Origin of the sequence: Pseudoalteromonas sp. Angola-4 (assembly GCF_028599265.1) — a bacterium.
GTDB classification, from domain to species: Bacteria; Pseudomonadota; Gammaproteobacteria; order Enterobacterales; family Alteromonadaceae; genus Pseudoalteromonas; species Pseudoalteromonas atlantica.
Window position 1 is genome coordinate 15,104 of sequence record NZ_JAQREK010000025.1, and the last position, 25,948, is coordinate 41,051.

Here is a 25,948-nt window from a genome sequence, read left to right on the forward strand (position 1 = left end):
ACGCCCCTTGGAACCCTTCGACGCCCCGCAACTTCACTTATCTTCAAACACAAAATTAATATGAACGTAAACGCGATGAGCGCACAACTTTCACATCCCTGTACGCTGCCCAGTTCGGGTTTCCCTACCCTCTCGTTCAAAACTACGTTTTTCACCCATGTGCAAGCATCGCTTTACTCGCATTGCCTAAAGGGATTTAGGTACTTGGAATTTGTCGGGAACAAAATTCCGCCATGCGAGGTAATTACTCATTAATTATGTGTTTGCAGGCGAAGTCGAAGGGGGAAGTATTTGAGCTACAGCCTTAAAATTTGCAGTAGGCGCGAAGCTTGCTCGCGCGAAAAGCGTAGCTTTTAAAATAATTTACAAATATTGCGTTGGCGATGGCAACCAAAGAGAAGTAACCGCCGTGTATTCGCCGTCCATGGCGAAGTCACGGCTTCGCTTGCTTCCATGCAATCAATTACTCATCAATTGAGTCTCTTCGGGCAAAATGACGGGGTGGATTGTCTTAACAGCGGCCTTTAAATTTGTTGTTGGTATTACCGTTATGTATATTTAACTATCTTAACTGTTTGAGTAATTTTAATGGACACTAACTCACCGCCACCTCTAAGCTTCCCAAAATACCGTGATTTAGTAAAAAAGCTCACACATGGTAAATCACTACCTACTGCCATTTATTTACATAAAACTGCGTTGAATGAAGCCCTACCATCTGAGTTACTAAGCTTTATAAATACTACAATTATAAAACTTGGAGTAGAACAACCGTGGAACCTTATAAAGCTATATAAACGAGACTTAAAATTTACTCTACTTAACTACCCTGACTTTGATGAATACGCATACCCCGCACTCCATACCAGTTATACAATTGACGCCGATGAGCTAACAATAAAAACAACAAATTACAGTAGCTCAAATAATCCGCCTATTTTGCACCGTAAAGAAACCTTTGTACTACCAAGTTACCCGCTCTACCAAGTATTTAAAGATATTACCGACGAAGGTGAGCGAATAGGCCTGTACCAAAACACCAAGAGTATTGGTTTTAAACAGCAATGGGAAAACTCAATAAAGCGCAAAGGCTTTAAACTTGATGAGCAAGGCAGACTGCACAAAGTAGCTGAGTTATCAGAGCCGATAGTTGAAAATGAACCACAAACAATAAAGCGACATTTAACAGCTATAAATCGTGATAGGCTTTCTGCGCCTTTTCAAAAACTAGCAAAGTACGGTTATTTAAATGGTGATTATTCAATACTCGATTACGGCTGCGGCCTAGCCGATGACGCAACAGAACTAGAAGCACACGGGTTAAATATTAACGCATGGGACCCAGTACACAGGCCAAACGGAAATAAACAAAAAAGTGATATTGTTAATTTGGGCTTTGTACTCAATGTAATTGAAGATCAACAAGAGCGAAAAGACACATTAAAAGCAGCCTATCAGTACACACAAAAACTCCTTTTAGTATCAGTAATGCTTGCTAACGAAACTAAGCAAGAACACTTCAAACAATATAAAGACGGCGTAATCACTAAATGGAACACCTTTCAAAAATACTATAGCCAAGCCCAAATAAGAGCCTACATAGAGCAAGCCCTTAACGTTAAAACAATGGCGTTGGGGCAAGGCATAATTGCTATTTTTAAATGCCCGCAATTAGAAGAGGCGCATCATTTAGAGCTACAATTTCAAAATTATAATTGGCAACATATAACCCAAAGGCCGCAGCCAAAAGCTTTACCCAAAGCCCAGCAAAAAACCTTGTTTGAAAAACACAAAACTCTGCTTGATGATTTTTGGCAACATTGCCTGCACTTAGGCCGTTTACCTGCAAACGATGAGTTTGAACAAAGCGAAGCATTGCGTAAATACTTTGCCAGCCACAACAAAGCATTTACCTTGCTGCAAAATTACTATGAACAAAATGAATTTGAGCAAGCGCAACAAAAACGAAAACATGATTTACTGGTTTATTTTGCTCTTAGCCTATTTGGTAAACGTCAAGCTAAAAGCCATATGCCTGCAAGGCTGACGCGAGATTTAAAAGTACATTTTAGTGACTATAACCAAGCATTAGAGCAAGCAAAGCAACTGCTATTCTCAATTGCAGAGCCTGCTAATATTGGCAATTCCTGTTACCAAGCCTTTGAGCAAATTCAGCTCGGTGAGTTACACGACAATCACTCATATATTTTACCCACTCGTTACTTAAACCAGCTCCCCTCAATACTGCGTGTATACATAGGCTGTGCGGTGCAATTGTATGGCGATATTGACGACGTAGATTTAGTAAAAATACATATGCGTTCAGGCAAAGTAACATTTTTAAAATATGATGACTTTAATAAAAAACTGCCATTACTTACTGAGCGAATAAAAGTAAAAATGCTAGAGCAAGATATAGACTATTTTTACTACGGCGAGGTTTACCCCTACCAGCCCTTTTATAACAAAGTAGATTATTTACAAAAAAGCAGTAGTGAATACAAAAGCCAACAACGCTTTGATAAAAAGTTAGCTGATATGCTCAAAGGCGTAGACAAAGCAGAGTGGCCCAACTGGCCTATTTTACTCAAGGTGTTTGACTATTGGGCTGTAGAGTTGAAGGGAGATAAATTTTTTAAGAAATAAAAACTATTCATAACAAGGAACTAGGTTTTCATGCAGCTACGTTGTGATAAATAAAACAATAAAAACTGTATTTATCACGTAAGGTACGTAATAATATTACGTACCTTACGTGATGAGATTAAACTATGAGCAACCTTGAAAGCAATTATTGCTACAGCTTCCCCGCAGTTCGTGGCCAACAGGCTGGCAAACCATTTTATATAGCAACCTGCCCTTTAAGGCTTATACCTAAAATCTTCATGTATGACGAAGAAGAAGTCCCCGTAGAGCTCAGAGCACAACGTACTCTCAATAAAGGCCGCATACCAGAAATGGCTCGTTACTTAGTTGAGTCACCGCACGATTATGTATTTTCAGCTATAACCGCCTCAATTGGGGCTGAAATTGACTTTATCGAAGTAGATAAAAACAGCAACATTGGGAGCTTAAAAGTACCAATGGATGCGCAAATTTTAATAAACGATGGGCAACACCGTCGCGCAGCTATTGAAGAGGCTATAAAAGAGCGCCCAGAGCTCAGCCAAGACAACATAGCCGTATTATTTTTTGTAGACGAAGGCTTACAACGTAGCCAACAAATGTTTGCCGATTTAAATAAATACGCAGTACGCCCTAGCCCATCGCTCGGCACCATGTACGATCACCGCGATCAAGCATCTGAACTTGCTCGTTATTTAGCTTTAAATACAAAACCTTTTGCAGGATTTACTGAGTTTGAACGCTCTACAATTGCCGTTAAAAGTAGTAAACTGTTTACCCTTAGTGGCATTAAACAAGCAAACCGCGTTTTACTTGGTAAAGGGACTAAGGAAGGCTTTAACGAAGACGAAAGGCAAATTGCCGCAAAGTACTGGGAAGCACTAAATATTTATATGCCAGAATGGATACAAGTACAAAACAAACAGCTTTCGGCTGCTGAGTTTCGACAAGAGTATATTTCGGCACATGGTATTGGTCTTCAGGCACTTGCACTAGTTGGTAAAAGCTTACTAACTTTGAGCGAATCAGAAAAACAAAAAAAGCTTAAGTTAATTGCCAACATCAACTGGCTTAAAAGTAATCCTGCTTGGGCTCATAGAGCAATGCAACATGGCAGACTTTCAAAAGCTATGAGCAATATTTTCCTTACCAGCATGCAAATAAAACGTGAAATTGGCCTCCCTCTTTCGAAAGAAGATGTACAAAAAGAGAATGAATACTTAAACGCATGAAATTATTAAACCAGTACGATCTAGAAGACTACATCGAATTTATCGAAAACGAATCGTTTGCAGGTAGCCAGCTACATAACTTTGTAGCCGACACCCAACGTGTCTACATGGCTGACAAACGCCCATGGGTATTAGGTTACAGTGGCGGTAAAGATTCATCTGCCGTAATGACCCTAATTTACTTTGCATTACTTGGTTTAAAACCAGAAGACCGCCATAAGCCCGTTTTTGTAGTTGCGTCCGACACCTTAGTTGAAACACCTATGGTGGTTGATCATGTTGAAAAATCATTAAAACTAATTGAAGAAGGTGCAAAGCGCGAAGGCTTACCAATTACTTCACATAAAGTAGTGCCAAAATCAAACAATACATTTTGGGCTAACTTACTTGGTAAAGGCTACCCTGCACCAACACGTAACTTTCGCTGGTGTACCGAGCGAATGAAAATCGATCCTGTAAGTACCTTCATAAAAGAGCGCGTAAGCGAATACGACGAAGTAATTGTTGTATTAGGTTCTCGCTCACAAGAAAGCGCATCGCGTGCGCAAGTAATTAAAAAACACAAAATTGATGGTTCAGACTTAGCCGTACACACCACTTTAAGCAACGCCTTTATTTACACACCAATTGATACATGGAGTGTTGACGATGTGTGGAAAATTCTACGCCTGTGTCACTTAAAAACCGAAGAAACGCCGTACGGTACTAAAAACAAATGGTTTGATAAATACGACCTAGAATGGGAAAACCCATGGGGCGGTAAAAATCTTGTGTTATGGAACCTATACAAAGATTCATCAGGCCAAGGCGAATGCCCAATGGTTATTGATGAAACCACGCCATCGTGTGGTAACTCACGTTTTGGTTGTTGGACATGTACCGTAGTAACGCGCGACCGCGCAATGGAAAGCCTAATTCAAAACGGCGAGCAGTGGATGACACCACTACTTAAATACCGCAATATTTTATCGCGTAGTACATCGCCTAAGCTTAAAAAGAAATACCGCAATCATATTCGTCGCGATGGCCGTTTAGCGTTTAAAACCCTAAAAGAAGACAAAGAGCGCGTATTAACAGACGACTACACAACAGGCCCATACAAATTAAAGTATCGCCAGCATGCCATGCGTTTATTGCTTAATATACAAAAGCAATTTAACGACCAAGGCCGTGATGTAGAGTTAATTACCGTTGATGAATTACACGCAGTAAGGCACGAATGGTTAAACGACCCCAACGAGCCAGATTGGGACGATACCCTACCCGGTATTGTATTTGATGCGCTAGGTATAAAGCTCGACTGGACAATAGACGACTCTAACCAATTTAGCTTAACCGAAGGCCAGCTGCTCAACGACATTGCACCTAAGCATGGCGTATCGCCGCAAATGGTTAAAAAGCTAATAGATGTTGAAACCCAAATGAGTGGCCTTGCTCGTCGTACAGGTATTTTTAATCGCATTGGCCGCTTAATTCAGCAAGATTGGGAAAGCGCCGAAGTTATTATTGCCTCTAATTTAGATATTCGTCAGAGCCAAATGCGCCAAAGTAACGAAGTAAAAGCGCTAGAAGACGATCTAAAACAAATTACTGCATTGCTCAAAGCTGAGGGCATAGAATGATTTTTAAAACACTGACCCTAAATAACTTTCGAGTTTTTAACGGCCAAACCACTATAGATTTAAACCCGCGTAAAGAAGGCATGTTTGAGCGCCCTATTATTTTATTTGGTGGCTTAAACGGTGCGGGTAAAACCTCTATTCTTACTGCCATTCGCTTAGCCTTATTAGGAAAGCGTGCGTTGGGTGCTGTAATCACTAAAAAAGATTACCTAAGCTACTTAAACGAGCAAACTAATAAAACCGCGACCAAAGCCCAGCAAAATGCCGAAGGCAGTATAACGCTAAGCTTCTCTCATACTCATCAAGGCAAACATAACCTTTACGAAGTAACCCGTAAATGGCAACTTGAGGGCGATGAAAAGTTAACGCTTACTATTAATGGCGAGCAAGATACCTCGTTAAACTCAGAGCAAGTACAAGCGTTTTTACATGAAATAGTACCGCCGGGTATCGGCGATCTATTCTTTTTTGATGGTGAAAAAATAGCAGAGCTTGCAGAAGACGATACCGGCTCTTACTTAAAAGAAGCCGTACAGAAACTGCTAGGTATCGATATTATAAACCGCCTAAGCAACGACCTTGATATTTACTTAAAAGGCCTAGGCGCAGAAACTGCCGATAAAGACACGCTCAAAAAAATTAAAGCCGCAGAAGATCAAAAACACCAAATTACCCAGCAAGTCAATGCCACAAGAGATAAAGCCGATAGCATTGGTGCGCAATTAACAGAGCTTAAAAACAAAATAGCCACTAAAGAGCACGAAATACAAGCCCAAGGTGGCGCATGGGCTAAAACCAAAGATCAAGAGCAAGCAAAAGCCTCAGAGTTGATAGAGCTTGAAAAAGAGCTAACCGCTAAAATACGCCAAGAGCTAAGTGGCAGCTTACCAATGGCACTTGCGCCAACGGCAATGCAAAACTTAATTGATCAGCTAACCAGCGATCAACAAATAAAACAAGCCAAAGCATTTGGTAACGAGCTAGTACAAGCGCTACCTAATCTTGAAAATGCGCTTAATCAAAAGTTTGATGCTCAAAGCAGCGATATAATGGCAACGGTAAATAGCTATTTTGGTCAGCTGATAAATCAAACCGCGCTTGCCGAGCCAAAACTTGATATTTCAGACTCTGAATTTGCACTTATAAACGCACAAGTAACAGAGGCTTCGCAATCGCAAGCATTAATAAAAGAGCTTTCAACAGCGCTTACACAAACGCAAAATAAATTGAGCTCACTTTCAATTAATATTGAACGAGCGCCAGATGCTGCCGACTTACACGAGTTATATACAGCGCTGCGCGAACTTGAAAAGCAACGCGATGCTACAAGCAAAGAGTACATAAGCGAACTCCTTAAAGCTAAAGAATTTAAAGCTAAAGAGTTAGAGCTAGCTAAACGCTTAGAGAAAGACTACGCCAAACTTAAAAACAATCACTCAGCCGATAAAGCAGTTGAACGTGTAGAGCTTAGCCAATACGTATTACAAGACTTTAAACACGCCCTTACAGAGCTGCGTGTAACGCAATTAGAAGAGCTATTTGTAAAAGCATACCGCAAGCTTGCCCGTAAAGAAGATTTAAAGCTCTCAGCTAAAATAGACCCAGCCAGCTTTGACGTAAACCTAGTCGATGCCGAAGGCGTTATTATTAACCGAAAATCAATGTCGGCAGGTGAAAAGCAAATATTTGCCTTTGCTATTTTAGAAGCACTCGGCAAGCTATCAGGTAAAGTACTGCCTGTAGTAGTTGATACACCACTAGGCCGTTTAGATTCAAAACACCGCGATAAACTTATTAAGCACTATTTCCCAGAGGCCAGCGAGCAAGTAATACTGCTTTCAACCGATACCGAAGTAGACGAAGACTTTTACCAAGCCATTGAACATAAAGTATCTCACGCGTTCGAGATTGAGTTTAACCAACATACTAATTGTTCAACCCTGCGAGAAGGTTACTTTTGGGCAGAGCTTGCACAGGAGGCCATATAACATGCTCCCACAAACTATGTGGCTTAACAAAGCCGTTGAAGAACAACTGCAAACCCTAAAAGGTAAAACAGGCGTTACACCAAACGTAGCCGCCCGAATCGCATTTTTTCGCTCTATTGAGAAAGGCTTTACTTTCAATAAAGAGAAAGACTACAAGCTCTCTGGTAGCCTTAAACTTGATAAATTCACGTGGCTAGGTAAAACCCAAATGGTGACTGAGTTACTGCTTGAACAGCGCTACCCTGAGTATTCTGATAAAGAATTACAAACAGCTTGGGCAGCACATGTTGAGGATGGGGTTTCTGCGATAAGAAATCATAAATCGCTATTACCTTTGGTAGGTGATTTATGAAACAAGAAGTAGATCCAATAAGTGATAAAAGCAATCCTATCCAGAAGCCAACTGAAGGGTTATTAGGATGTAATACAGTAACTTTTATAACTCAACCATCTAAAAATAAAGCGATAGACTCTTTTAAATTATCTGACGCAATTACACCTACAGCATCGATATTAACCGCTCTAATCTCATTAGTATTAGCATTTAAAACTATAAAAAAATACTCAAACGATCACAAATTACAAATAGAGCAAGTAAAGTCGGAAAAAAGGAAAGATGAGGTATTAAAAGCAAAAGATAAAATTGAAAAGTTTTATGGTCCTATAAACGCTTTACTAGAAGAATCCAGCACTATATATGCACATTTTGCACTCCAAGAAAAAGAAGCACTTAAAAAACAAAATGGATATTTCAGAACTTTAAGGTTCTTAACCGAAGATGGAAACGAGGACTATAATGGAGTAGAAAGACTATCAAAACATGATAAAGAGCTATTTAGACACATTATAGATATATCAGATAAAGTGACTGTTTTAATCGAAACAGAAAGTGGCCATATTGACAATCCAGCTCTACATATTCTTCTAGGTAAATTAGCTGCCCACTATCGCATAATCAAATCTGCGTATGAGGGCAAGTTGACTGGTCAGAGTGAGTACCTAGAAAGCATCGTTTTTCCTCTTGAGATAAATGGGGCAATAAATAGTGAGATTTGTAAATTACTAGAAATTATCAAATCTGATGATCAAGAAACACTTTCACGTCCAGTAAAGTCAAAAACAATTAATTATTACGATCAGAACTATATAAGTTATTACAACAAAACAAATGATTTAGATATGTTAGATATTTATAAAAAAGTCAGAATGTATGTCCAAAATGGCTCTAATATTTTAGATGCAGGCTGCGGTGTAGGAAGGGACACTCAGTACTTTATCAAACATGGTTTTAAAGTTACATCCTTTGATGCGTCACCGAGGATGGTCGAGTTATGTAATGAATACCCATTCGCTTTTTGCGAAGAAAAATCATTTTTAACTATCAATTATCCACCTATCTTTGACTTAGTTTGGGCATGTGCTTCTTTGCTACATCTCGATGCGCTTAATTTTAAAGAAGCCATACTAAGACTTCACAGATCATTAAAGCCTGGAGCTTATCTTTATTTTTCATTAAAAAAACATATTGATCCCTCAAAGGTAGATGCAAGGGATTTTTACTCTTATAGTACGGATGAAGTTGATAAAATACTTATAGACCTTTATAAAATGGAAAAAGTTGAAACGTGGGAGTCGAACAGTAATCTAACTCAAAGTGAAATATTCGTAAATTATATCTATAGAAAACTATAAAAGAGCATACGATATGAACTATTCAGCTTTATTTTCACGTTTATTAAAAGGCACTACAAATTCTTATAAATACCTATTTTTAAAAGCTATAACGGTAAGAGTCATTAATAATGAAAAACTCATTCTTATCGATGACTTAATTCTTGATATGTTAGTTTTAGCTTGGTACCCAAGTCAGTACTTTAAACTATCTCTAGGCCTTCAAGATCAAATTGGCAATATTTTCTTTAAACAAGGTTTTAACTATAACTCTTCGGTATCAATAACTTCCTCCTCTTTTAAAAAACAGCTAAAGAAAGACATCGCTAATAATATCGATATAAGTGGAATTAGAAATAAATTAGCTGAATATGTTCAATATCGTTTATTAACTCCATTTTTTAATGAGGAGCTTAGGGGTAAAGAAGACCAAGAAAAAAAATCGGCTAATTTTTTCTCTATCTAACAAGTACTTTGAAAGTAAATGCCCTCTGTACAAAATAAATTCTGATAAAAGATCAATAGAGTTAAATTCATTGTGGTTCGATTTTATTAGAACAAATATTTCTGTTCTTGACAGTTATCAACAGCTTGAATGGGTTCATTATTTACAAAAAAACAACCCAAACATACCTGCAATTATCTATAAAACAGAGCCACCAACTCAAAGAAGCAGCTTAAAAAAACAACAAAAATTTTGGATGGAATTTATTTCTAAAAACCCAGAAGAAAAATGTATCTTTACTGGTAAGAAGTTAATAACATTAAACGTGACCATAGATCATTTCTTACCATGGTCTTTCATATGCCATGATAAACTTTGGAATTTAATACCTACAGATCGCAGTACTAATAGCAGTAAAAGTAACAATTTACCTGATCTAAGTACTTATCTACAACCATTCATTGAGCAACAGGTGAGAGCAATAAAGTTTCATGCCAAGGAAACAAAAAATTGGGAAAAATATGCTGTCACATATGTTCTTGACTTAGGTTTTAAAGATCACTTGGAACTTTTAAACGAACTGAGCTTTTCAAAAAACCTTGGTCAAATAATTGAGAGCCAATATAATTTAGCAAAGAAATCAGGGTTTAATTCTGAATGGGCAGCGCAAGCATAGATAAAAATTCTACTAAGTAAAATGAAGGCAGAATTAAAAGTTTAATTTTATCTTAAAATAAGGCTTGTACCGCCGCACGAACAATATCGCTTAATAAAGCCTTAAAATACTAAAAGGAAAAACAGGTGTTACACCCAACGTTGTAGCCATTATCTCATTTTTTCGCTCTATCGAAACGGGTTTGTATTTAATAAAGAATAAGACTACAAGCTCTTTGGTAGCATTAAGCTCGATAAATTCACGTGGTTAGGTAAAACCCAAATGGTGACTGAATTGCTTCTTAAGCAGCGCCACCCTGAGTATTCTGATAAAGAATTACAAACAGCATGGGCGGCGCATGTTGAGGATGGAGTTTCTGCGATCAGAAATCATAAAAATTTATATGGGTTAATCGGTGCTTTATGAGGAATTTTCTTTCTAAGTTTAAACTGAAAGCTACTTGATTACCTTTGGCAGCAACCAGTTTAAACTCCTGCAAGGAATTTAATTCGAACCGTCCTAATTACCTATTTCACACTGTAAATTAAATAAGATCTTCTTCAAAACATATAATGTCATCAACGAGTTTGAATGCAGGTATTTCGTTGATGAAATTCATATCCTTAGATATAAGTAAAAGTCTTAAACGGTCAAATATAATATTAGTAGGGTGCCTTATATCAGCATCATGATTAAAGGTTCCTGTTGAATTTCTACCATCATAAGGAATAAATAAGCAAACAGTCATTGGGCCTGCTTTATCAATATACCTTGCTAGCTTTGCGGGTTCATCTTGCTTTTTTATCCAATCTCGACCAGTTGCACATTGGCCAATGTACAATGGTGTAAACTTAAAATTATCGTCGCCCAAAAAAGGTGACCAGGCGATTAGATCTAGCCCACCGTCACCACTGTTCTTTTCTGAAAAGTAATGTTCTTCATACAATGTCTTTGTTTTAGTATCTTTAGCTAGTAAATCCAACTTATCAGTTATATGACCTTTATACCTTTGTTCTTGTATACCCGCTTTACCCATAATATGACATGTATCACTTTCCCTAAGATACCTTTTAAGCATGCTATTTGAAAAACGTTCGAAATCTCTTCTCACAATAGATGCATTTTCAGTACTTAAATATTTCGAACATGAACATAACAAAAGAAAAATATAAGCTTTGTGTAAATCACTGAGAAGATCTTTTAACTTTAACTTACTGCCATTTTCTATGATGAAAGGGTAGCTGTCTGTCCCATAAGCAGAGAGCCTATACATAATCACTCCTGCACAATCTTCAGAAAGAGATTTTAAATTGGCTTGTATTTTATCTGTAGGTTCAGATTCATAAATGCTTGCAAAGTCATTAAGGTCCACACCTAAATCATTATTAATTAAAGCATTCAACTCAATAAAATCAGCGTGATAATGGGTATTGAAATATGGATCAGATGGTGGACTATCCATTTTTAAGAGTAAATCAGGCATTAAGCTTTTCTTTCATTTATAGCTGATGACAAGGTTGTCACTATATTCTTTATCTGCTTTAGTAACTCTAAATCAGTTTCACCAAATTCATCAACTTTGTATGATTCTGATAACGCATTTTCCAAATATTCGTGAGCTGTTTTAATTTTGTGGTGAAATGAAATAGCATCAGTAAAGAGAAGCGCCTCTGCAGCATTTATATCATTGGTTTCAATAAAGTAATTTTTAGTCTTTTCATTCGCTAAAACGTTATTTAGCATTGTTAAATGACGGCTATCACCAAGTAAGACCGTTTTATTCTTACTATTTTTTTCAAAAAACCAATGAATTAACAATTTGAAGTTTTCTTGATACTCGCTCTCTGAATTCAAAAGACCTAATGGGTCTTCTATTTTTGGAGATACTCCAATATATGAGCAAATATGCTCCCGATTCAAACTATCCATTAAATAGTTGAAGTACAATGTATTCTCATTTAAGCCTGAAATATTGTAATAATTATCTTCTTCAATTTTATCAAATAAATTTAAAGCGACTAAAACTCTTCTTATATAATCAGCTTTACTGCCGATCATTTTAGCCAGTTCTCTATAAGTATTTTCAATGGTAATATCACCTAGCCCTGGGATCAATCCTCTTAAGTATCTTGCCTTAGCTAATAAACTCCATTCTTTAATACCAGTAATATGGCGGAATCCTAAGTATTTATTAACTTCATTTCGACTGGGAAATTTAATGCATGGGATTGAACTAGGTCTTTTATCTGTAAGTTCCATAACACGTGAGATACTTTTTTTCATTTTAGTTGCTATATTCGGATCCTTGAGAAGCTTTAATGAAGACAACCTTCTATTTCCTTCAACTACGATGTTTTTTCCATCTTCTTCAACAATTAATAATGGTTCACCTGGGAAAAAACCATTAGTTCCTATTGCAAGCATCAACTCAATCAATGAAGCATCTTCAAGCATCCAGTTAATAATCTCTCTAGTATCTGAATGCTGTAGTGAGCGCGGAAGCCTAGGATTATTGAGATCTAAGTGTAAATCCTCTAGAGCAATTTCTTCGTACTTTTGATTCATATTTTTCTGCTTAAATTTTAAAATTCGATATAAATAATATCATTAATTAAGTTTTGGGTAACTGCTCAAGTCCATAAAAGCGACAATCAATATTATCGCATAGAATCGTGTGACATTGAGCTAAGCAATTTTAATACTTAATGCCCCGTATTAAAACATAGAACAACTCCGCAAGTAGCTCAATTAGCGTCATGTAGTAACTCCCAAAACGCTTTATCTTTAATACGCTTGATCTGTTTTTCACCATCAATATAAAGGCTGGTGTGCTTTTCAAGCTCGCGAATATTTTTCATCAAGAGTTCTTGCTCTGACTTATCATCTTTGTTGAATATACCTTTAATATCTTGGGTTTTTATTTGCGCTACGCGATGCACAATCCAGCTTAAAATATACGCTGAATAGTCGTTTTCACTGGTTTTAAAATGTGTAATATCTTGGGTTGATAAAATAACGCCCACGCCATATTCACGGCCTTCTTTTAATATTTTGCGAAGGCTTGGGAAGTTTTGCGACATGAAGTTATCGGCTTCATCAACTAGCACTAATTTAGTAACCTGCCTAAAGTCGCCTTGCACTTCTGGTTTGCCTTGTTTTTGCATTTGCGAGTAAAACAAATCGAGCGTAAGCGCGACAATGAGGTTTTGAATTTCACTAGGGTAACCTGCAAGCTCAATCACCGTTATGCCGTCAATAAGCTCATAGAGGCTAGTCATTTTTTCAGGCTGGTTTTCAAAAATTTTGAAGCGAGCTAGCTTAGATAACGCTGCATAAAGTGAGTCTTCTTCCACTTTTTCTTGGTTTAAAAATAACTGCCAAATATCTTCAATAGTTGGAGCTGGTTTCGACCATGTACTTGGGTTTTCAGAGCTAATTCCAGCCAAGTCATAAGCATCTAAAATAATGTTTTCTAGTTTGAGTTGCTGCTTAGGCCCTAGGCCATATGCTTTAGACATTGTTTGTGAGAAACCTGCCGCAGTATGAATCGGCAGCATAGGTGTATCACCAAATAAACTCAAAGGATTATATGGAAGCTTGAACAACTTATACTTTTTAGCATTAGTCGCATCAATAAACTTATCGTCTACGTAATCCGACTTGTAATCAAAAATGAGTATACCAATTGGTTTGCCATCAACATTATTGTGCTGATTACGATAAAGCTGAGTCACTACCGATTTAGTACACTGGGTTTTACCCGTGCCCATAGTGCCGATAATACCCGAGTTGGTATTCATAAATTTAGCAGTGTTGGTCGGCTCCCAGTAAACAGGCTCATTATTCTGCATAACATGCCCAACTAGTACTTTTAATGAGTCTGTTGACGTTGGCTTTGCAACAATGTTTGATGCTGCTTCTTCGGCAACTTTAGGTAAAGGCTCACCTATGGTTTTTGCTGCATCAGGATCCACTTTTTCGATAGGCTTTATTGGTGTCACGCTACTTTTATATACTGCTTCACCTTCAAGAATATATTGCTCGGGTATATAACAAAGCTCACTACTTTGAATATTGCTAAGTAATGTTTGCAAAGGCGTGCTTATAAAACGGTTTAAGTTAGCGCTTGGTAGTATGATTTGCAGAATATCGTCTTCAACGGTGTATTCTTCTTTGGCAAAATCGGCGTTTTCAAAAAATGCCATCATAAAACCTTGCGGGTAGTCAGCTAAGTCAGCTACTTGGTAATCACCTTGTAACCACCACTCACGATTATTTTGTAGTTCGTTAAAGTAATCATTCTCGTAGACTTTATATAATTCAAACTTATCAACTTGCATCAATACTTGACGAATAAACAAGCCTCGGTATAAATGCCCTGCGAGATCGTCACGGCCAAATAAGTTTTCAACTAAGTAACGCTTAAGCTCTTTAGCTTGTTGTATGCCTTTGCCATGTGTGCGCTTTTTACCAATTTTAACTTCTAGCGGTAGCAAGTACATGTTGCTGCCTTTAAAGCCAACAAATAAAACGTCGTCAGAAATTGCGCCGCTTTTTATGTTTTGAGAATAGCGCGAGAAGTCGCTATCACTCATTTTTAAGCCAATATTACCTGCTACACGGAGCATTTCGGCCACACTCATTGGCACCCATGTGATATCGCTTTGATGCAGCAAGCAGTTTACGTATTTATAAGCACCTATTATGCTTTTTTTCTCTTTGCGGTCGTTGTCGTTACTGGTGATCATTTTGAGTAACCATTCACCATTAAACGCATTAAACTCGTCTATTAGGCCTTTAATTCCTTGCGAAAGTACTTGGTCGTATAAGTCTCGGCGCTTGGTAACAGTTATCGCATCGTAATTTGCAGAGTTAGTAAAGTTATCTGAGTAGTGAATAAGTACCGCATCTTTTTGGCCTTTAAAAAACTCAAGTGTCACTTTAGGGTCAATAATCACCGTCCAGACTGAATTTTCATAAACGCCTTCAAGCAGCTCTGACAGCTGCCCAGCCACTTTTAAACCTAAACCATTACTAGTTTCGTACTTTTGCCCGCACCATGCCGCTTTTGCCAAGCTGTTAAATTGACTGCTTAGTTTTAACGGAGCTGTGCTATTAACATCGAGTTTATTAAGACCAAAGGTTGTAAAGTACGTATTTTGCTCTTGATATGCGGTTTCGCCAGCTAATAAGCCATGGCAGGCAACGCCTGTTTTTTCGGTGAGTACATCAACAGGTACTGGCTCTACTGTTGTATCGTTACGTACAAAGCTAATGTGTGCATAGTTAAATGTTGGCTCTTGTGCATTTAACTTAAACTTACTGTACGTTATGCGATTTTTAAGCATATCGGCGATAGCATCGGCTTTGTCTTTTTCGCTACCGAGCTCTGCTAACTCTTTTAGTTCGTCGTAACTTGGCGCATCTGCAAAATCATCAAAGTAAGTACGTTGCAGTGATTTGTCGTAAATATTTACGTGAATGCGGTTTGCTTCGTCAGGGGATTTCTTTTTTAGGTAATCAACTAAGCCTAAAAATAGCGCGGTGTTGTTACCATTATTGATAGAGTTAATATAAACGGTTTCTTTACCGCCTTTATCAAAAAGGACATCAAACGCTTTTGTAAACTCACTTGTTTTTTGCCTTACTAATGGGCGTACATATTCAAGTGCTGCTTTTTTGTTAGAAACTAGTTTGCACCACATACGGTTCTCGGGCACAGCTTGGTTGTATGCAAAGCCGTCTGTTGCATGCCATACAAATGGTAATAAGCCTTCTGCATTTAAACGTTTAATTGTGGCATTTGGTAACGTATTAAAGCTATTGTCGTTTTCATCACTCGCACTAGTAACTAATTGGGAAAAGTATGCGAGAGTTAACGGGTGAAGCGGCGTTATGTATTCTTGCTCGTCAAACTCAGCTATACCTATATTTACCAGCATATTCGCTTGCGGAGATAACAGCGATTTGGTTTCTAATTTATCAACTTGCGCTAAGTAGCACTCAACAACTTTATTTGCTAAACCTAAAAACTCGGTTCCCCACGAGCAAGTGCTTATTAGTGCTTTTCGCTCGTCTAGGTAATCAAATAGTGATTGGTAAGCTACAAATAGATCTGGGAATGCGCTTTCAATATTGTCTAATGTAACTTCTGGCCTACCAACAGTTTGTGTTGCAAGTATGCGCTCATCTTGTAGTTTTGCTTCCCAATTTAATAGGGTTTTACGCATACCAGTTGGGTTTAAGTCTTTCCCGTCAATAACGACTTTTTCTTTCGCGCGATTGTATAAGCCGTTAAAATTATCATTGTATAGTCGGTTAAACAGGTTGGTATCAAGCACTAGTGGTAGGCTTAATGTATCTGACGAAACAGCGCCATCTACTTCAAAATTAAGTACATGCGATCCACTTTGAACTGCAAAGGTTAATGTGTCTGTTTCATTGGCAAACTGTGCAAAGTCGACAACCTGTGTTTGGTCAACCAGGAAAGTTTGGTTTGATTGCGTAACTTTTGCAGGAGTTCCTTGTTCAGCAATCTGTAAAATCCCTGCATTTGTTTGCAAAGTTATAAGTTGCTTACGTGGTACGAGCAAAAAGCTATCAGCTAAATCATCAAGATAAAAAGCGCCCTTTGGAATAACTAACACTCTGTATTTAAAACGCTCTTGCGGTTTTTCGCGTTTAAAATCAACACTAAAATAAAGCGGTTGATTATTAAACGTTCCCGAAATTTCAGCAATGCTACGTTTGTGAGACCGATTATTTACATCAAGAGTAATTTGTTCTTTAGTGTGCTGTAGTTTTAATTCATTTTTTTGAATTTTACCGCCCACAAAGCTCGCTTCAATTTTAAAGTAAGTTTTATCTGCGGGCATTTGAATGATTAAATGGCGCTCTTTTTTATTCTCGCGTGCTATAAAGTCTATATCTGTGACTATTTCACTTTCAAACGACAGTAGGTTTTCTTTATTGTCTCGGCGCTCTTTTATAATTGCGCCAAAATCAAGTTCCTCCCAATTTTGGCCATCTGCAAAATGAGTATTTACAAACTTTTCGCTAAGTTCTAAATCGCCCAGCTTTTCGACAAGCTCTTGCGGGTACTTTTCAACAATTTCGCTAATATTGCCGTATAACTGGTGGTTTTGTGATAGACGTTTATCTATCTGGTCTGTATCGTCCCAGCTTACAATTGTGTTGTCGTTAAATAATCCTAATTCGCTGAATTGAATAACGCCATCTTCTAGCGCATCATAAAGTTCGGTAAAACCGAACATAGTTGCGCCGTCTTCGATAATTAGTTTAAAACGGTGATCGAGCAGGCACTGCGATACTTTATCAGTACCGCTTATTGACGAAATAAGCTCACTGAGTGATTTTTTGATTGTTGAGGGATGCCAAACTTCACCAGCTTTACCTATGTCACGTGCTGAATTAATTAGCGTATCTAAATAAGAGTTGTGGATAACGAGTAATACACAGCCTTTTAAAGGGCCGTCTTGAGCTGATACTAAATCGCGTAAATGTGAGATAAAGTTTTCACTCAGCCCTTGTGCGCTTTCACTATGTACAACTGGTATTAATGTAGTATCGCCAAAAGTTATAGCGGGTAGTGTTTGATCTATATCATTCGTTTTCAATTCAACACTTGTATCTGCCTTATTAAGCATTGCATGATAAAGCTTTAAACTATTATCACTATCTGGCGAGCGAAACTGAAAGCGGCTTTCACCTTCAAAACCTTTAGTTGCCCACAGGCAAAAGTGCTCAACTAAAAAGTCTTCATATAGTTTTTTTGACATAAACTGCATCTCCGCTATCACTCATTCTTTCTACGTTACCCATTCTTTCAAACAAATCGATTAAGCATTCTTCACTGCTTTTATCAAAAAATACACCACGTTTTTGAAACTCAATTAACAACTCATGGAGCCTTAACTTTTCATTTTCACCAATACACAAATTAGTAAGTAATAGTAAGTAATCTTGGTTTAATACTAAAAATGAGCCTGCTCGGCGGCGGTTTTGTTCAAATGGCTTAATTAATGTTTCTCTTGTGGCTTTTACAAAGTTGTTAAACGCTGTCTCGCGTGTTGTACCCTTTTTAAACTGTTCAACAAAAAGCTGGGTTAAATGATTAATAGATTCGTCTATAGTGGTTGGCTGTTTCTGCTGACTCGTTAAATTTCTATCAATATAAAATTTATTAGCATAAGAATTTAATGCCTCAATGTCGGTATCCTTAATCTCATCGATTAACTGCCACAGAGGGCTAATAGCTGTTTTTGTATCTTGTAAACTTTCATTTAATGCTAAATAAGGAAACAACGCATAACTAGACTCAATAACTTGCTTGTGTCCATGTAACTGCAATTTAGTGCGCTCTTTACTGGCTTTTTCACTATCTAAAATAAAGTAGCAAGGCTTTACCTCAGGCTTTTGCGCCCAGCCTTTTATATTTAGCGACAATTGCGCCGTATACAAAAAGCCGTACAACTTTAAAAAGGCCTTAATATTTTGTAAAAAATGCTCTGGATAGCTAACTAAGAATTTAAGATCTTGCTGAAACTGCTCTGACAAAAAAGGCAGGTAAGCAATATGTTGCTTGCGTATTTTTTGATTTTTATTAGTAACAAGTGGTGAGTCAAAAACTTTTTTTACTTCTTGTTCTAAAAAATTAAGCTGCGCTTTTGGTGCATTAGCGACTTCCACATCGCCCATTAAGCTATTAAATAATGACGTAAGCCGCTCATCACCTGAGTTACTTTTATCTGGGTTTAATACTTTCAACACTTGCATCTCAGGCGCTATATTTAAGACCTGCTCGTTATCAAAGTACATTTTTTCGATAACATGCCAAAACGGTTCGCCATCTAACTTATTGGTAAAATGCGTTTTACAAAGCTTTTTAAAGTCGTCGAGTGACTCAATGTTTTTTTCCAGTTTAAGACTGTGGAGAGACTTGATGAAAAAACCAACTACAGTTTCCCAATCATACTTATTATTAGCGCTATTAGCTGAAACAGGGAAATAACTAGCTGCACTATTATTTTTTGGTTTTAACTCTTTTAATAATGGCATTTATTAACCCTCACTAACCATAATGTCTTCATCATCAAGCTCTAGATGATATTTACCATCTACACCTGTAATGACTATTTCTTTGGCGGCCTTTGCTTGCTGTACAATTTCTGCGGCTAATTCATCTAGCAGTATTACCGAATTTTTGTCATGCTTATTAGGTCGATAACCATTGTTGATATTAATCAGTAGCGACAGAAGGTTAATATTAATTGGCAACTTAAACTTTTTATCCTGCAGCTTTAAATGCGCATTAAAAAATGCACTACTGGTGGTCGAAGAGTTTGAAATAGATTTAGAATCCATAGTGAGATCTGCTGGCGCCGCAATTTGGTAATTGCCAAAATCAGACAGTAAAAAGAACTTTTTACCCAATTTTGGTGCGTTACGGTTTATATAGGTGCGAATAGCCGCAATTAGTGTATCTCTATAAAACTCTTTTAAGTTATTTTTTTGACTGCTATCGCCATTGTAAGCTTTATGTAGCTGGTAAATAGAAATGTAACTTTCGATTAGTCCTTCGTTGAAGTCATCTGTAAAATTATAATGATAATTATTAGCGAAATCGTCGTACTTAAGTAGGTAAAATAAACGTAAGTACTGCTCACCGGTATCAATATTAGTAATACCTAACTGGTTTAATGCATTCTTGAATACATCAAACTTCCCATCTGGCAAACCAAGATCGTAAGCAAGAATAAAACGATCAACTTCTTTGGTGCGAAAGTGTGCTGGGTCAAAATTTTCAATTTTATTTGCAAGTTCGTTATCTCCACCGGCAAATAAGTTGTCGAATAAATATCCTTCACCGAGTAAAAGCTCGTGCATAAAATCGAGTAATGCACGCGCAGTTAAAAATTGATCTCGCATTAAACGCGCTTTAAGAAGCAAATCAATAATCACTTTTTGAACAGAAGGTAGACTAAGTAATTCAAAGTTTGCTATTAACCGCGAGGTTGATGGATCAAGTAATTGAGCTTTTTCTTTTTCAAGAAGTTGTCTAATAATATTATCTTTGGGTTGAGTGATTCTTTGTAATAGCTTTTCTGCAAAATCACATTTATAACCATCTTCACCTATTTCAAATTTTGGATAGTCTTCAAAGTTAATAAAAATAGCAGTGTCATCTTGGGTATTTTTATTTTTAAGGTATTCACTAATTTTGCTACGTATTAATTGATTTTGACCTTCTTCAGCATAATTACCTAGCATACCAGCGTTTATGCCAACAACTAGGGGTGAGTTTGAAGCTTCAAACTCATTAAATACTTTATCTAATGTTTGAATTGCTGTGCCATGGGGATCAAAACTGTGAGTAGCATCTAAATGAAATTTTACTCTAGAGCCAAAATTAACTTTAGCTTTAGTTAATAGTTCTGATTTACCGTCGCCACTACTACCGCATAAAAACAATATTTTTTTATCGTTTGCACCAAAAGACGAGATAGCTTTGTTTACAGCAGTTTCGATTGGCATTTGAATATACAAGTATGACTTTACATCATCCAAAATATTTTGATTTGTAGAGCTGCGCTCTGTAGACACAGCATAAGGGGATGACTTTGATAAGACGCTGAGGGCTTCTTTCAACCGCATAATAATATTCCCAATACAGAGCGGCTTTATTAAACCGCTCCTTGGTTTGTCTGTTTAAAACTAACTTACCGTTAAGTTAGTATTCATTTAGAAACAATTTACATGATAAAGCTTTAAAAATATAGGCTTTTTAGGTAGATACGGTATGAAAATAGTACGCCTATATCATTAATTATTGTGATTGCTCAAATTATCGATAATACGTGCTCATTATTTAAACTTTGTTTATAAACAATAAGCTACTATTGAATATTACCAGTATTATTAGCAGTAGCGCTTTAGCATAGTGCTGTAGTTAGCAATAATTATCTCCTTAAAGCCTTAACCCTCACCTTTTTAGATACATTTTTTTACAACTTTAATGATTCCTTCACCATTATATTATTTTGCTAGGTTATACTGTTTTAATAACGTACAAAAAAAGCTTACCTCAGAGTCTTAATGGATAAATTAATAACCTTATTATTGTGTGTGTTGTTTAGTGCCTCTTGGGGTGTGTTTGCCTGCGAAAGAACGCTTAGCGTTGGCGCGCATGATGCTTTTTGGCCGCCTTATGTAATGGGCATTAGCGGCCAGTTACAGGGTAAAGAGGTGGATGCGTTAACTATTATTTTTAAAGACTCGCCTTTTTGTTTTGAAATAAAAATGCTGCCTAATTCTAAACGGGCTTTTACCGAGCTGCGCCATGGCCGAATAGACATAGGCTGGGCGGCAAGTTACACCAGTGAGCGCGCTAAATATGCTCATTATACAAAGGCCTACCGCACCGAGGTTATGCGTTTATACGAAAACAAAAACAATCAACACAAGGTTAAAAACTTAGCTGATATTTTTAACCAAGGTTTAACCATAGGCGCTAACTTTGGTAGTTATTATGGCGAAGAGTTTGAGCAGTATAAAAAAAGCCATAAAAAACAAATAGAATACACCAGCGCAACCAGTAAGCGCTTTGAAATGCTTAATAAACAGCGTATAGATTACGCAATAGAAGACGAGCTAGTAGGCAATTATTTAAGTAAGCGTGGTAACAGCTTAATGAAGGCGCCTACCATACCCGCTATTAATAAAGACCAAATACACTTAATGCTGAGCAAAAGAACAGTTACGCCTGATGAGGTTAAAATTATTAACGCGCATATAACTAAAAATAAAGCGGCACTTAAGGCGCTGTTTGAATGAATGTTTTGAGCTGTACGCGTGTGTTTTTATTGATGTGGGTAACGTGTTTGGGGTTATTTAGCGCTAAAGCCCAAGCATGCGATAAAACCATTAATGTAGGCACCAACGAGCGCTACTGGCCGCCATATGTGGTACTAAAAAACAATACGTTAACGGGTATTGAAATAGATATAATTAAAACCATTTTTAAAGACTCCCCTTTTTGTATAAATTTTACGTTATTACCTAACTCCTTACGTGCCTTAGAAGAGCTAAAACACGGCCGTGTAGATTTAATGTTTGCAGCAAGTAAAACCCGCGAGCGCCAAGCTTATGCCCATTTTAGTTTGCCTTATCGCGAAGAAGTAATGTTGTTGTATAAACATGCTGGCTCAGCAAATATTAGTTCGTTAGAGCAGTTATTTAAAAAAGGCTTAACAGCCGGCGTTAATCGCGGCAGCTTTTTAGGGCACACGTTTAAAGCGTTAAGCGATAAATATAGCAAGCAAATAGTACTTACCAGCGATGCCGATAAACGCTTTGCTTTATTAAATAAAAAGCGGGTAGATTTTGTAGTAGACGATTCGTTAGTGGCGCACCATTTTGCTAAAAAATACACGGCTATTTTACCCGTTGAGCAAGTAGCGCCTATTAACGTAAATAATGTGCATTTTATGATGAGCAAAAAAACGATTACTTTAGAAGAAGTTAACACTATTAATGCGCATATTGTAAAAAATAAAGCGGCGCTTAAGGCGTTATTTAAGTAATAATACCAACCCACATTAATACTTAATCATTTTCAGGGGCTAAATGTGTCGCTATCTGCATTAAAAAATTCTCATTTAGAACAACTAAATAGCGATTTTTTTGCCTTGCTATCAACACGTTTATCCATCCTCAAAATAGATCACTTAATTATGCGGATTGGTATAAAAGGACGTTTTATGAAGATGTTTCTGTTAGCGTTTATAGTTTTGGTGGCGCAATTTAATGCGCTGGCATGCACTAAAACGCTAAAAATGGGCACCAACGAAACCAACTGGGCGCCCTATTTAATTAAACAAGGCGATGCCTTTGTAGGCGCAGAGGTAGATACGGTTAACGCTGTTTTTAAAAATTCGCCTTTTTGTATTGAGTGGGTTTATTTTCCGAGCTTATCACGGGTTCAGCAAGAGCTAAAAACAGGCCATATTGATATTACCTTTGCAGCAAGTTATACAAAAGAGCGCGCCGAGTACTCTTATTTTACTGATGTATATCGCGATGAAGTTATGCTGCTTTATAAGCATGAAAACGCCAAAGATGTAATTAACTTAGCGGCGCTTTTTGAACGTGGCTTTATTGTTGGCGTTAACAGAGGCAGCTTTTTTGGCGCTGAGTTTGAAAAAATAAGAAAACACTACCCCAACCAAATAGTACTTACCGCGGATGCAAATACGCGCTTTGGTATGCTTAACAAAAAGCGAGTTGATTACGTGATTGACGACTCTGTTGTCGCAAAATATTTTGCTAAGCGCTACAACACCATTTTGCCGGTAAAAACGGCGCCAGCTATTAATGTTAATGGCGTACATTTTATGATGAGTAAACAGTCGGTCACGCTTGATGAAGTAGCTGTAATTAATCGCCTTATTAAAAATAATAAAGCGGCCATAGAGCGCATTTACAAACCCTATTAACCCGCGGCTTTACACTTATATAGATTCATAGCCCAACGTGCTGCCATTTTAGGTATGTATCTTTTAACTTTCATTACCATGGGGGGATCTGTATAATTCGCCAGCTAATTTACCCTATTGCTTGGTCTTGTTTGTGGCGTTTTGCTGCAGTTGGCCCCTGTCAGTACTCATTCTAGGACTAACTTTTTGATCTCCACCGCAAATATTACGATGCAGTTTGGCGCAGAGCCGTTGTTTGAAAACATTTCAGCTAAATTTGGTAACGGTAACCGTTACGGTTTAATTGGCGCTAACGGCTGTGGTAAGTCGACCTTCATGAAAATTTTAAGCGGTGCGCTTGTGCCAAGTGCGGGTAATGTGTCGATTACACCGGGGCTTAAAGTAGGTAACCTAAGCCAAGACCAGTTTGCGTTTGAGCAATACAGCGTTGTAGATGCCGTAATTATGGGCGACGTAGAGCTTTGGAAAGTAAAGCAAGAGCGCGACCGTATTTACTCATTACCCGAAATGAGCGAAGAAGACGGCATGAAAGTGGCCGACCTTGAAAGCGTTTTTGCCGAAATGGATGGTTACACAGCCGAAAGCCGCGCTGAAGAAATACTATTAGAAGCGGGTATAGATAAAGAGTTTCATTATGGGTTAATGGCAAACGTTGCCCCAGGTTGGAAATTACGTGTGCTTTTAGCGCAGGCGCTGTTTGCAAACCCAGACATACTGCTACTCGATGAGCCAACCAATAACTTGGATATTCATACCATTACGTGGCTTGCTAATGAGCTTAATAAACGTAAATGCACCATGATTATTATTTCCCATGACCGCCACTTTTTAAATTCGGTATGTACACACATGGCCGACATTGATTACGGTGAGCTGCGTATTTACCCAGGCAACTACGAAAAGTTTTTAGAAGCGGCGGGCTTACAGCGAGAGCAATTATTAGCCGAAAACGCTAAAAAGAGCGCTGAGATTGACGAGCTTCAAGACTTTGTTAACCGTTTTGGTGCTAACGCCTCTAAAGCTAAACAAGCCAGTTCGCGTGCTAAAAAAATGGATAAAATTAAGCTTGATGAAGTAAAAGCGTCAAGCCGTATGAGCCCATCATTAAGTTTTGACGAAGGCAAAAAAATGTATCGCCAAGCGCTTGAAGTTAATAAACTTGGCCACGGTTTTGATGGCGAAACATTATTTAGCGGCGGCGACTTTTTACTAGAAGCTGGCGCGAAGCTTGCGGTTATTGGCGAAAACGGTGTGGGTAAAACTACCTTTTTACGCTGTTTAGTAAACGAGCTTAAAAGTAATGAAGGCGAAATTAAATGGTCTGAAAATGCGACCTTTGGCTACTGCCCGCAAGACAGCACAAAAGATTTTGATAACGATTTAACGTTATTTGATTGGATGTCGCAATGGCGTACAGCCAAGCATAACGATTTAATGGTTCGCGGCATGTTAGGGCGTTTGTTGTTTACCGCCGACGATTCAAACAAAAAAGCGCGTAACTGTTCTGGTGGTGAAAAAAACCGTTTGTTGTTTGGTAAGCTAATGATGCAAGACGTAAACGTACTTGTAATGGACGAGCCAACCAACCACATGGATATGGAAGCCATTGAAGCGCTAAACAATGCACTTAAAGATTTTGCGGGCACGCTTATTTTTGTAAGCCACGACCGCGAGTTTGTATCGTCTTTAGCAACACGTATTATTGATATTAAAGACAAGCAGGTCATTGATTTTCAAGGTACGTTTGACGAATACCTAGCAAGCATAGAAGAGAAAAAAATCGCTTAAGTTGTAGCAGCGATTTTATATCGCGTCTGTTTTAGGTTTAAGCTTTTAGGTTTAAGCTTTTAGGTTTAAGCTTTTAGGTTTAAGCTTTTAGGTTTCAAAAACTAAAAATAATGCCTAAACCATTTTAAAAAGGTGCTGTTTAGCGCCTTTTTTTGTGGGTGTATGAATATGCGGGCGCGCATTGTTTTAGCCATAATAAGCTAAACCCTGCTCTGTAGACGCACAGCTTGCTGGCGTTTTAAAAGCAACGCTTTTACCTAAGTGTAACCACCTTTTCCAAAGCCATGAGAAGCTACGTTTCTAACGTGAGCAAGCTCAACGTCTACAAGTCAAACTAACGCCGGAGCTAACCTCTACCTTGTAGACGCACAGCTTGCTGGCGTTTAAAAGCAACGCTTTTACCTAAGT

General features: G+C 37.8%; 18 protein-coding genes. 13 read left to right on the forward strand and 5 right to left on the reverse strand.

Annotated elements, in window-relative coordinates:
* Nucleotides 1-588: 588 nt before the first annotated feature.
* From PSH48_RS19135 to PSH48_RS19175, 9 genes are all read left to right on the forward strand, one after another.
* On the forward strand, nt 589-2,646 hold the full coding sequence (locus PSH48_RS19135; RefSeq protein WP_273612136.1) for a DNA phosphorothioation-associated putative methyltransferase: 2,058 nt from the start codon (nt 589-591) through the stop codon (nt 2,644-2,646).
* A 125-nt stretch (nt 2,647-2,771) separates the two neighbouring features.
* Entirely contained in the window at nt 2,772-3,857 is a 1,086-nt protein-coding gene (gene dndB, locus PSH48_RS19140; RefSeq protein WP_058550467.1) for a DNA sulfur modification protein DndB, read from the forward strand.
* Nucleotides 3,854-5,479 carry a DNA phosphorothioation system sulfurtransferase DndC gene (locus tag PSH48_RS19145; RefSeq protein WP_054452431.1) on the forward strand — a complete coding sequence of 542 codons (1,626 nt, stop codon included), beginning with the start codon at nt 3,854-3,856 and terminating at the stop codon, nt 5,477-5,479. Before dndB ends, PSH48_RS19145 begins: the two co-directional genes overlap by 4 nt.
* The gene (gene dndD, locus PSH48_RS19150) at nt 5,476-7,467 is read left to right on the forward strand and encodes a DNA sulfur modification protein DndD (protein WP_273612137.1); all 1,992 of its coding nucleotides are present in this window, start codon (nt 5,476-5,478) and stop codon (nt 7,465-7,467) included. The genes PSH48_RS19145 and dndD overlap by 4 nt, the downstream gene beginning before the upstream one ends.
* Before the next feature lies 1 nt (nt 7,468).
* Nucleotides 7,469-7,819: a DNA sulfur modification protein DndE gene (gene dndE / locus PSH48_RS19155; protein WP_273612138.1), complete on the forward strand. Its 351-nt coding sequence runs from the start codon at nt 7,469-7,471 to the stop codon at nt 7,817-7,819.
* The gene (locus tag PSH48_RS19160) at nt 7,816-9,159 is read left to right on the forward strand and encodes a class I SAM-dependent methyltransferase (protein ID WP_273612139.1); all 1,344 of its coding nucleotides are present in this window, start codon (nt 7,816-7,818) and stop codon (nt 9,157-9,159) included. The genes dndE and PSH48_RS19160 overlap by 4 nt, the downstream gene beginning before the upstream one ends.
* A 13-nt stretch (nt 9,160-9,172) precedes the next feature.
* Nucleotides 9,173-9,604: a hypothetical protein gene (locus tag PSH48_RS19165; RefSeq protein ID WP_273612140.1), complete on the forward strand. Its 432-nt coding sequence runs from the start codon at nt 9,173-9,175 to the stop codon at nt 9,602-9,604.
* Nucleotides 9,605-9,674: 70 nt separating this feature from the next.
* The gene (locus PSH48_RS19170; RefSeq protein ID WP_273612141.1) at nt 9,675-10,259 is read left to right on the forward strand and encodes an HNH endonuclease domain-containing protein; all 585 of its coding nucleotides are present in this window, start codon (nt 9,675-9,677) and stop codon (nt 10,257-10,259) included.
* Between the two features lie 261 nt (nt 10,260-10,520).
* Nucleotides 10,521-10,664 carry a DndE family protein gene (locus PSH48_RS19175; RefSeq protein ID WP_273612142.1) on the forward strand — a complete coding sequence of 48 codons (144 nt, stop codon included), beginning with the start codon at nt 10,521-10,523 and terminating at the stop codon, nt 10,662-10,664.
* A gap of 118 nt (nt 10,665-10,782) precedes the next feature.
* On the opposite strand, the gene PSH48_RS19180 is transcribed toward PSH48_RS19175, so the two are convergent.
* The 5 genes from PSH48_RS19180 to dptF all read right to left on the reverse strand — a co-directional run bounded on the left by PSH48_RS19180 (nt 10,783) and on the right by dptF (nt 20,912).
* Entirely contained in the window at nt 10,783-11,721 is a 939-nt protein-coding gene (locus tag PSH48_RS19180) for a hypothetical protein (RefSeq protein WP_273612143.1), read from the reverse strand.
* Nucleotides 11,721-12,803, reverse strand: coding sequence for a hypothetical protein (locus PSH48_RS19185; protein ID WP_273612144.1), 1,083 nt, complete (start codon nt 12,801-12,803; stop codon nt 11,721-11,723). The genes PSH48_RS19180 and PSH48_RS19185 overlap by 1 nt, the downstream gene beginning before the upstream one ends.
* A 179-nt stretch (nt 12,804-12,982) precedes the next feature.
* Nucleotides 12,983-18,037: a DNA phosphorothioation-dependent restriction protein DptH gene (gene dptH, locus PSH48_RS19190; protein ID WP_273612145.1), complete on the reverse strand. Its 5,055-nt coding sequence runs from the start codon at nt 18,035-18,037 to the stop codon at nt 12,983-12,985.
* Nucleotides 18,018-19,316, reverse strand: a complete 1,299-nt coding sequence (dptG, locus tag PSH48_RS19195) for a DNA phosphorothioation-dependent restriction protein DptG (protein ID WP_273612146.1) — start codon at nt 19,314-19,316, stop codon at nt 18,018-18,020. The genes dptH and dptG overlap by 20 nt, the downstream gene beginning before the upstream one ends.
* 3 nt (nt 19,317-19,319) lie before the next feature.
* Nucleotides 19,320-20,912, reverse strand: a complete 1,593-nt coding sequence (dptF, locus tag PSH48_RS19200; protein WP_273612147.1) for a DNA phosphorothioation-dependent restriction protein DptF — start codon at nt 20,910-20,912, stop codon at nt 19,320-19,322.
* Between the two features lie 441 nt (nt 20,913-21,353).
* On the opposite strand from dptF, the gene PSH48_RS19205 reads away from it, so the two are divergent.
* The 4 genes from PSH48_RS19205 (at nt 21,354) to PSH48_RS19220 (ending at nt 25,540) form a co-directional block, all read left to right on the forward strand.
* Nucleotides 21,354-22,091 (forward strand): substrate-binding periplasmic protein, encoded by a 738-nt coding sequence (locus PSH48_RS19205; protein WP_273612148.1) that lies wholly within the window; start codon nt 21,354-21,356, stop codon nt 22,089-22,091.
* A complete protein-coding gene (locus PSH48_RS19210) occupies nt 22,088-22,840 on the forward strand; it encodes a substrate-binding periplasmic protein (protein ID WP_273612149.1) in 753 nt (250 codons plus the stop codon). Before PSH48_RS19205 ends, PSH48_RS19210 begins: the two co-directional genes overlap by 4 nt.
* 177 nt (nt 22,841-23,017) lie before the next feature.
* Nucleotides 23,018-23,752 (forward strand): substrate-binding periplasmic protein, encoded by a 735-nt coding sequence (locus tag PSH48_RS19215; protein WP_273612150.1) that lies wholly within the window; start codon nt 23,018-23,020, stop codon nt 23,750-23,752.
* Nucleotides 23,753-23,938: 186 nt separating this feature from the next.
* Complete coding sequence (locus tag PSH48_RS19220; protein WP_083901829.1) at nt 23,939-25,540, forward strand: ABC-F family ATPase; 1,602 nt, start codon at nt 23,939-23,941, stop codon at nt 25,538-25,540.
* Nucleotides 25,541-25,948: the final 408 nt, after the last annotated feature.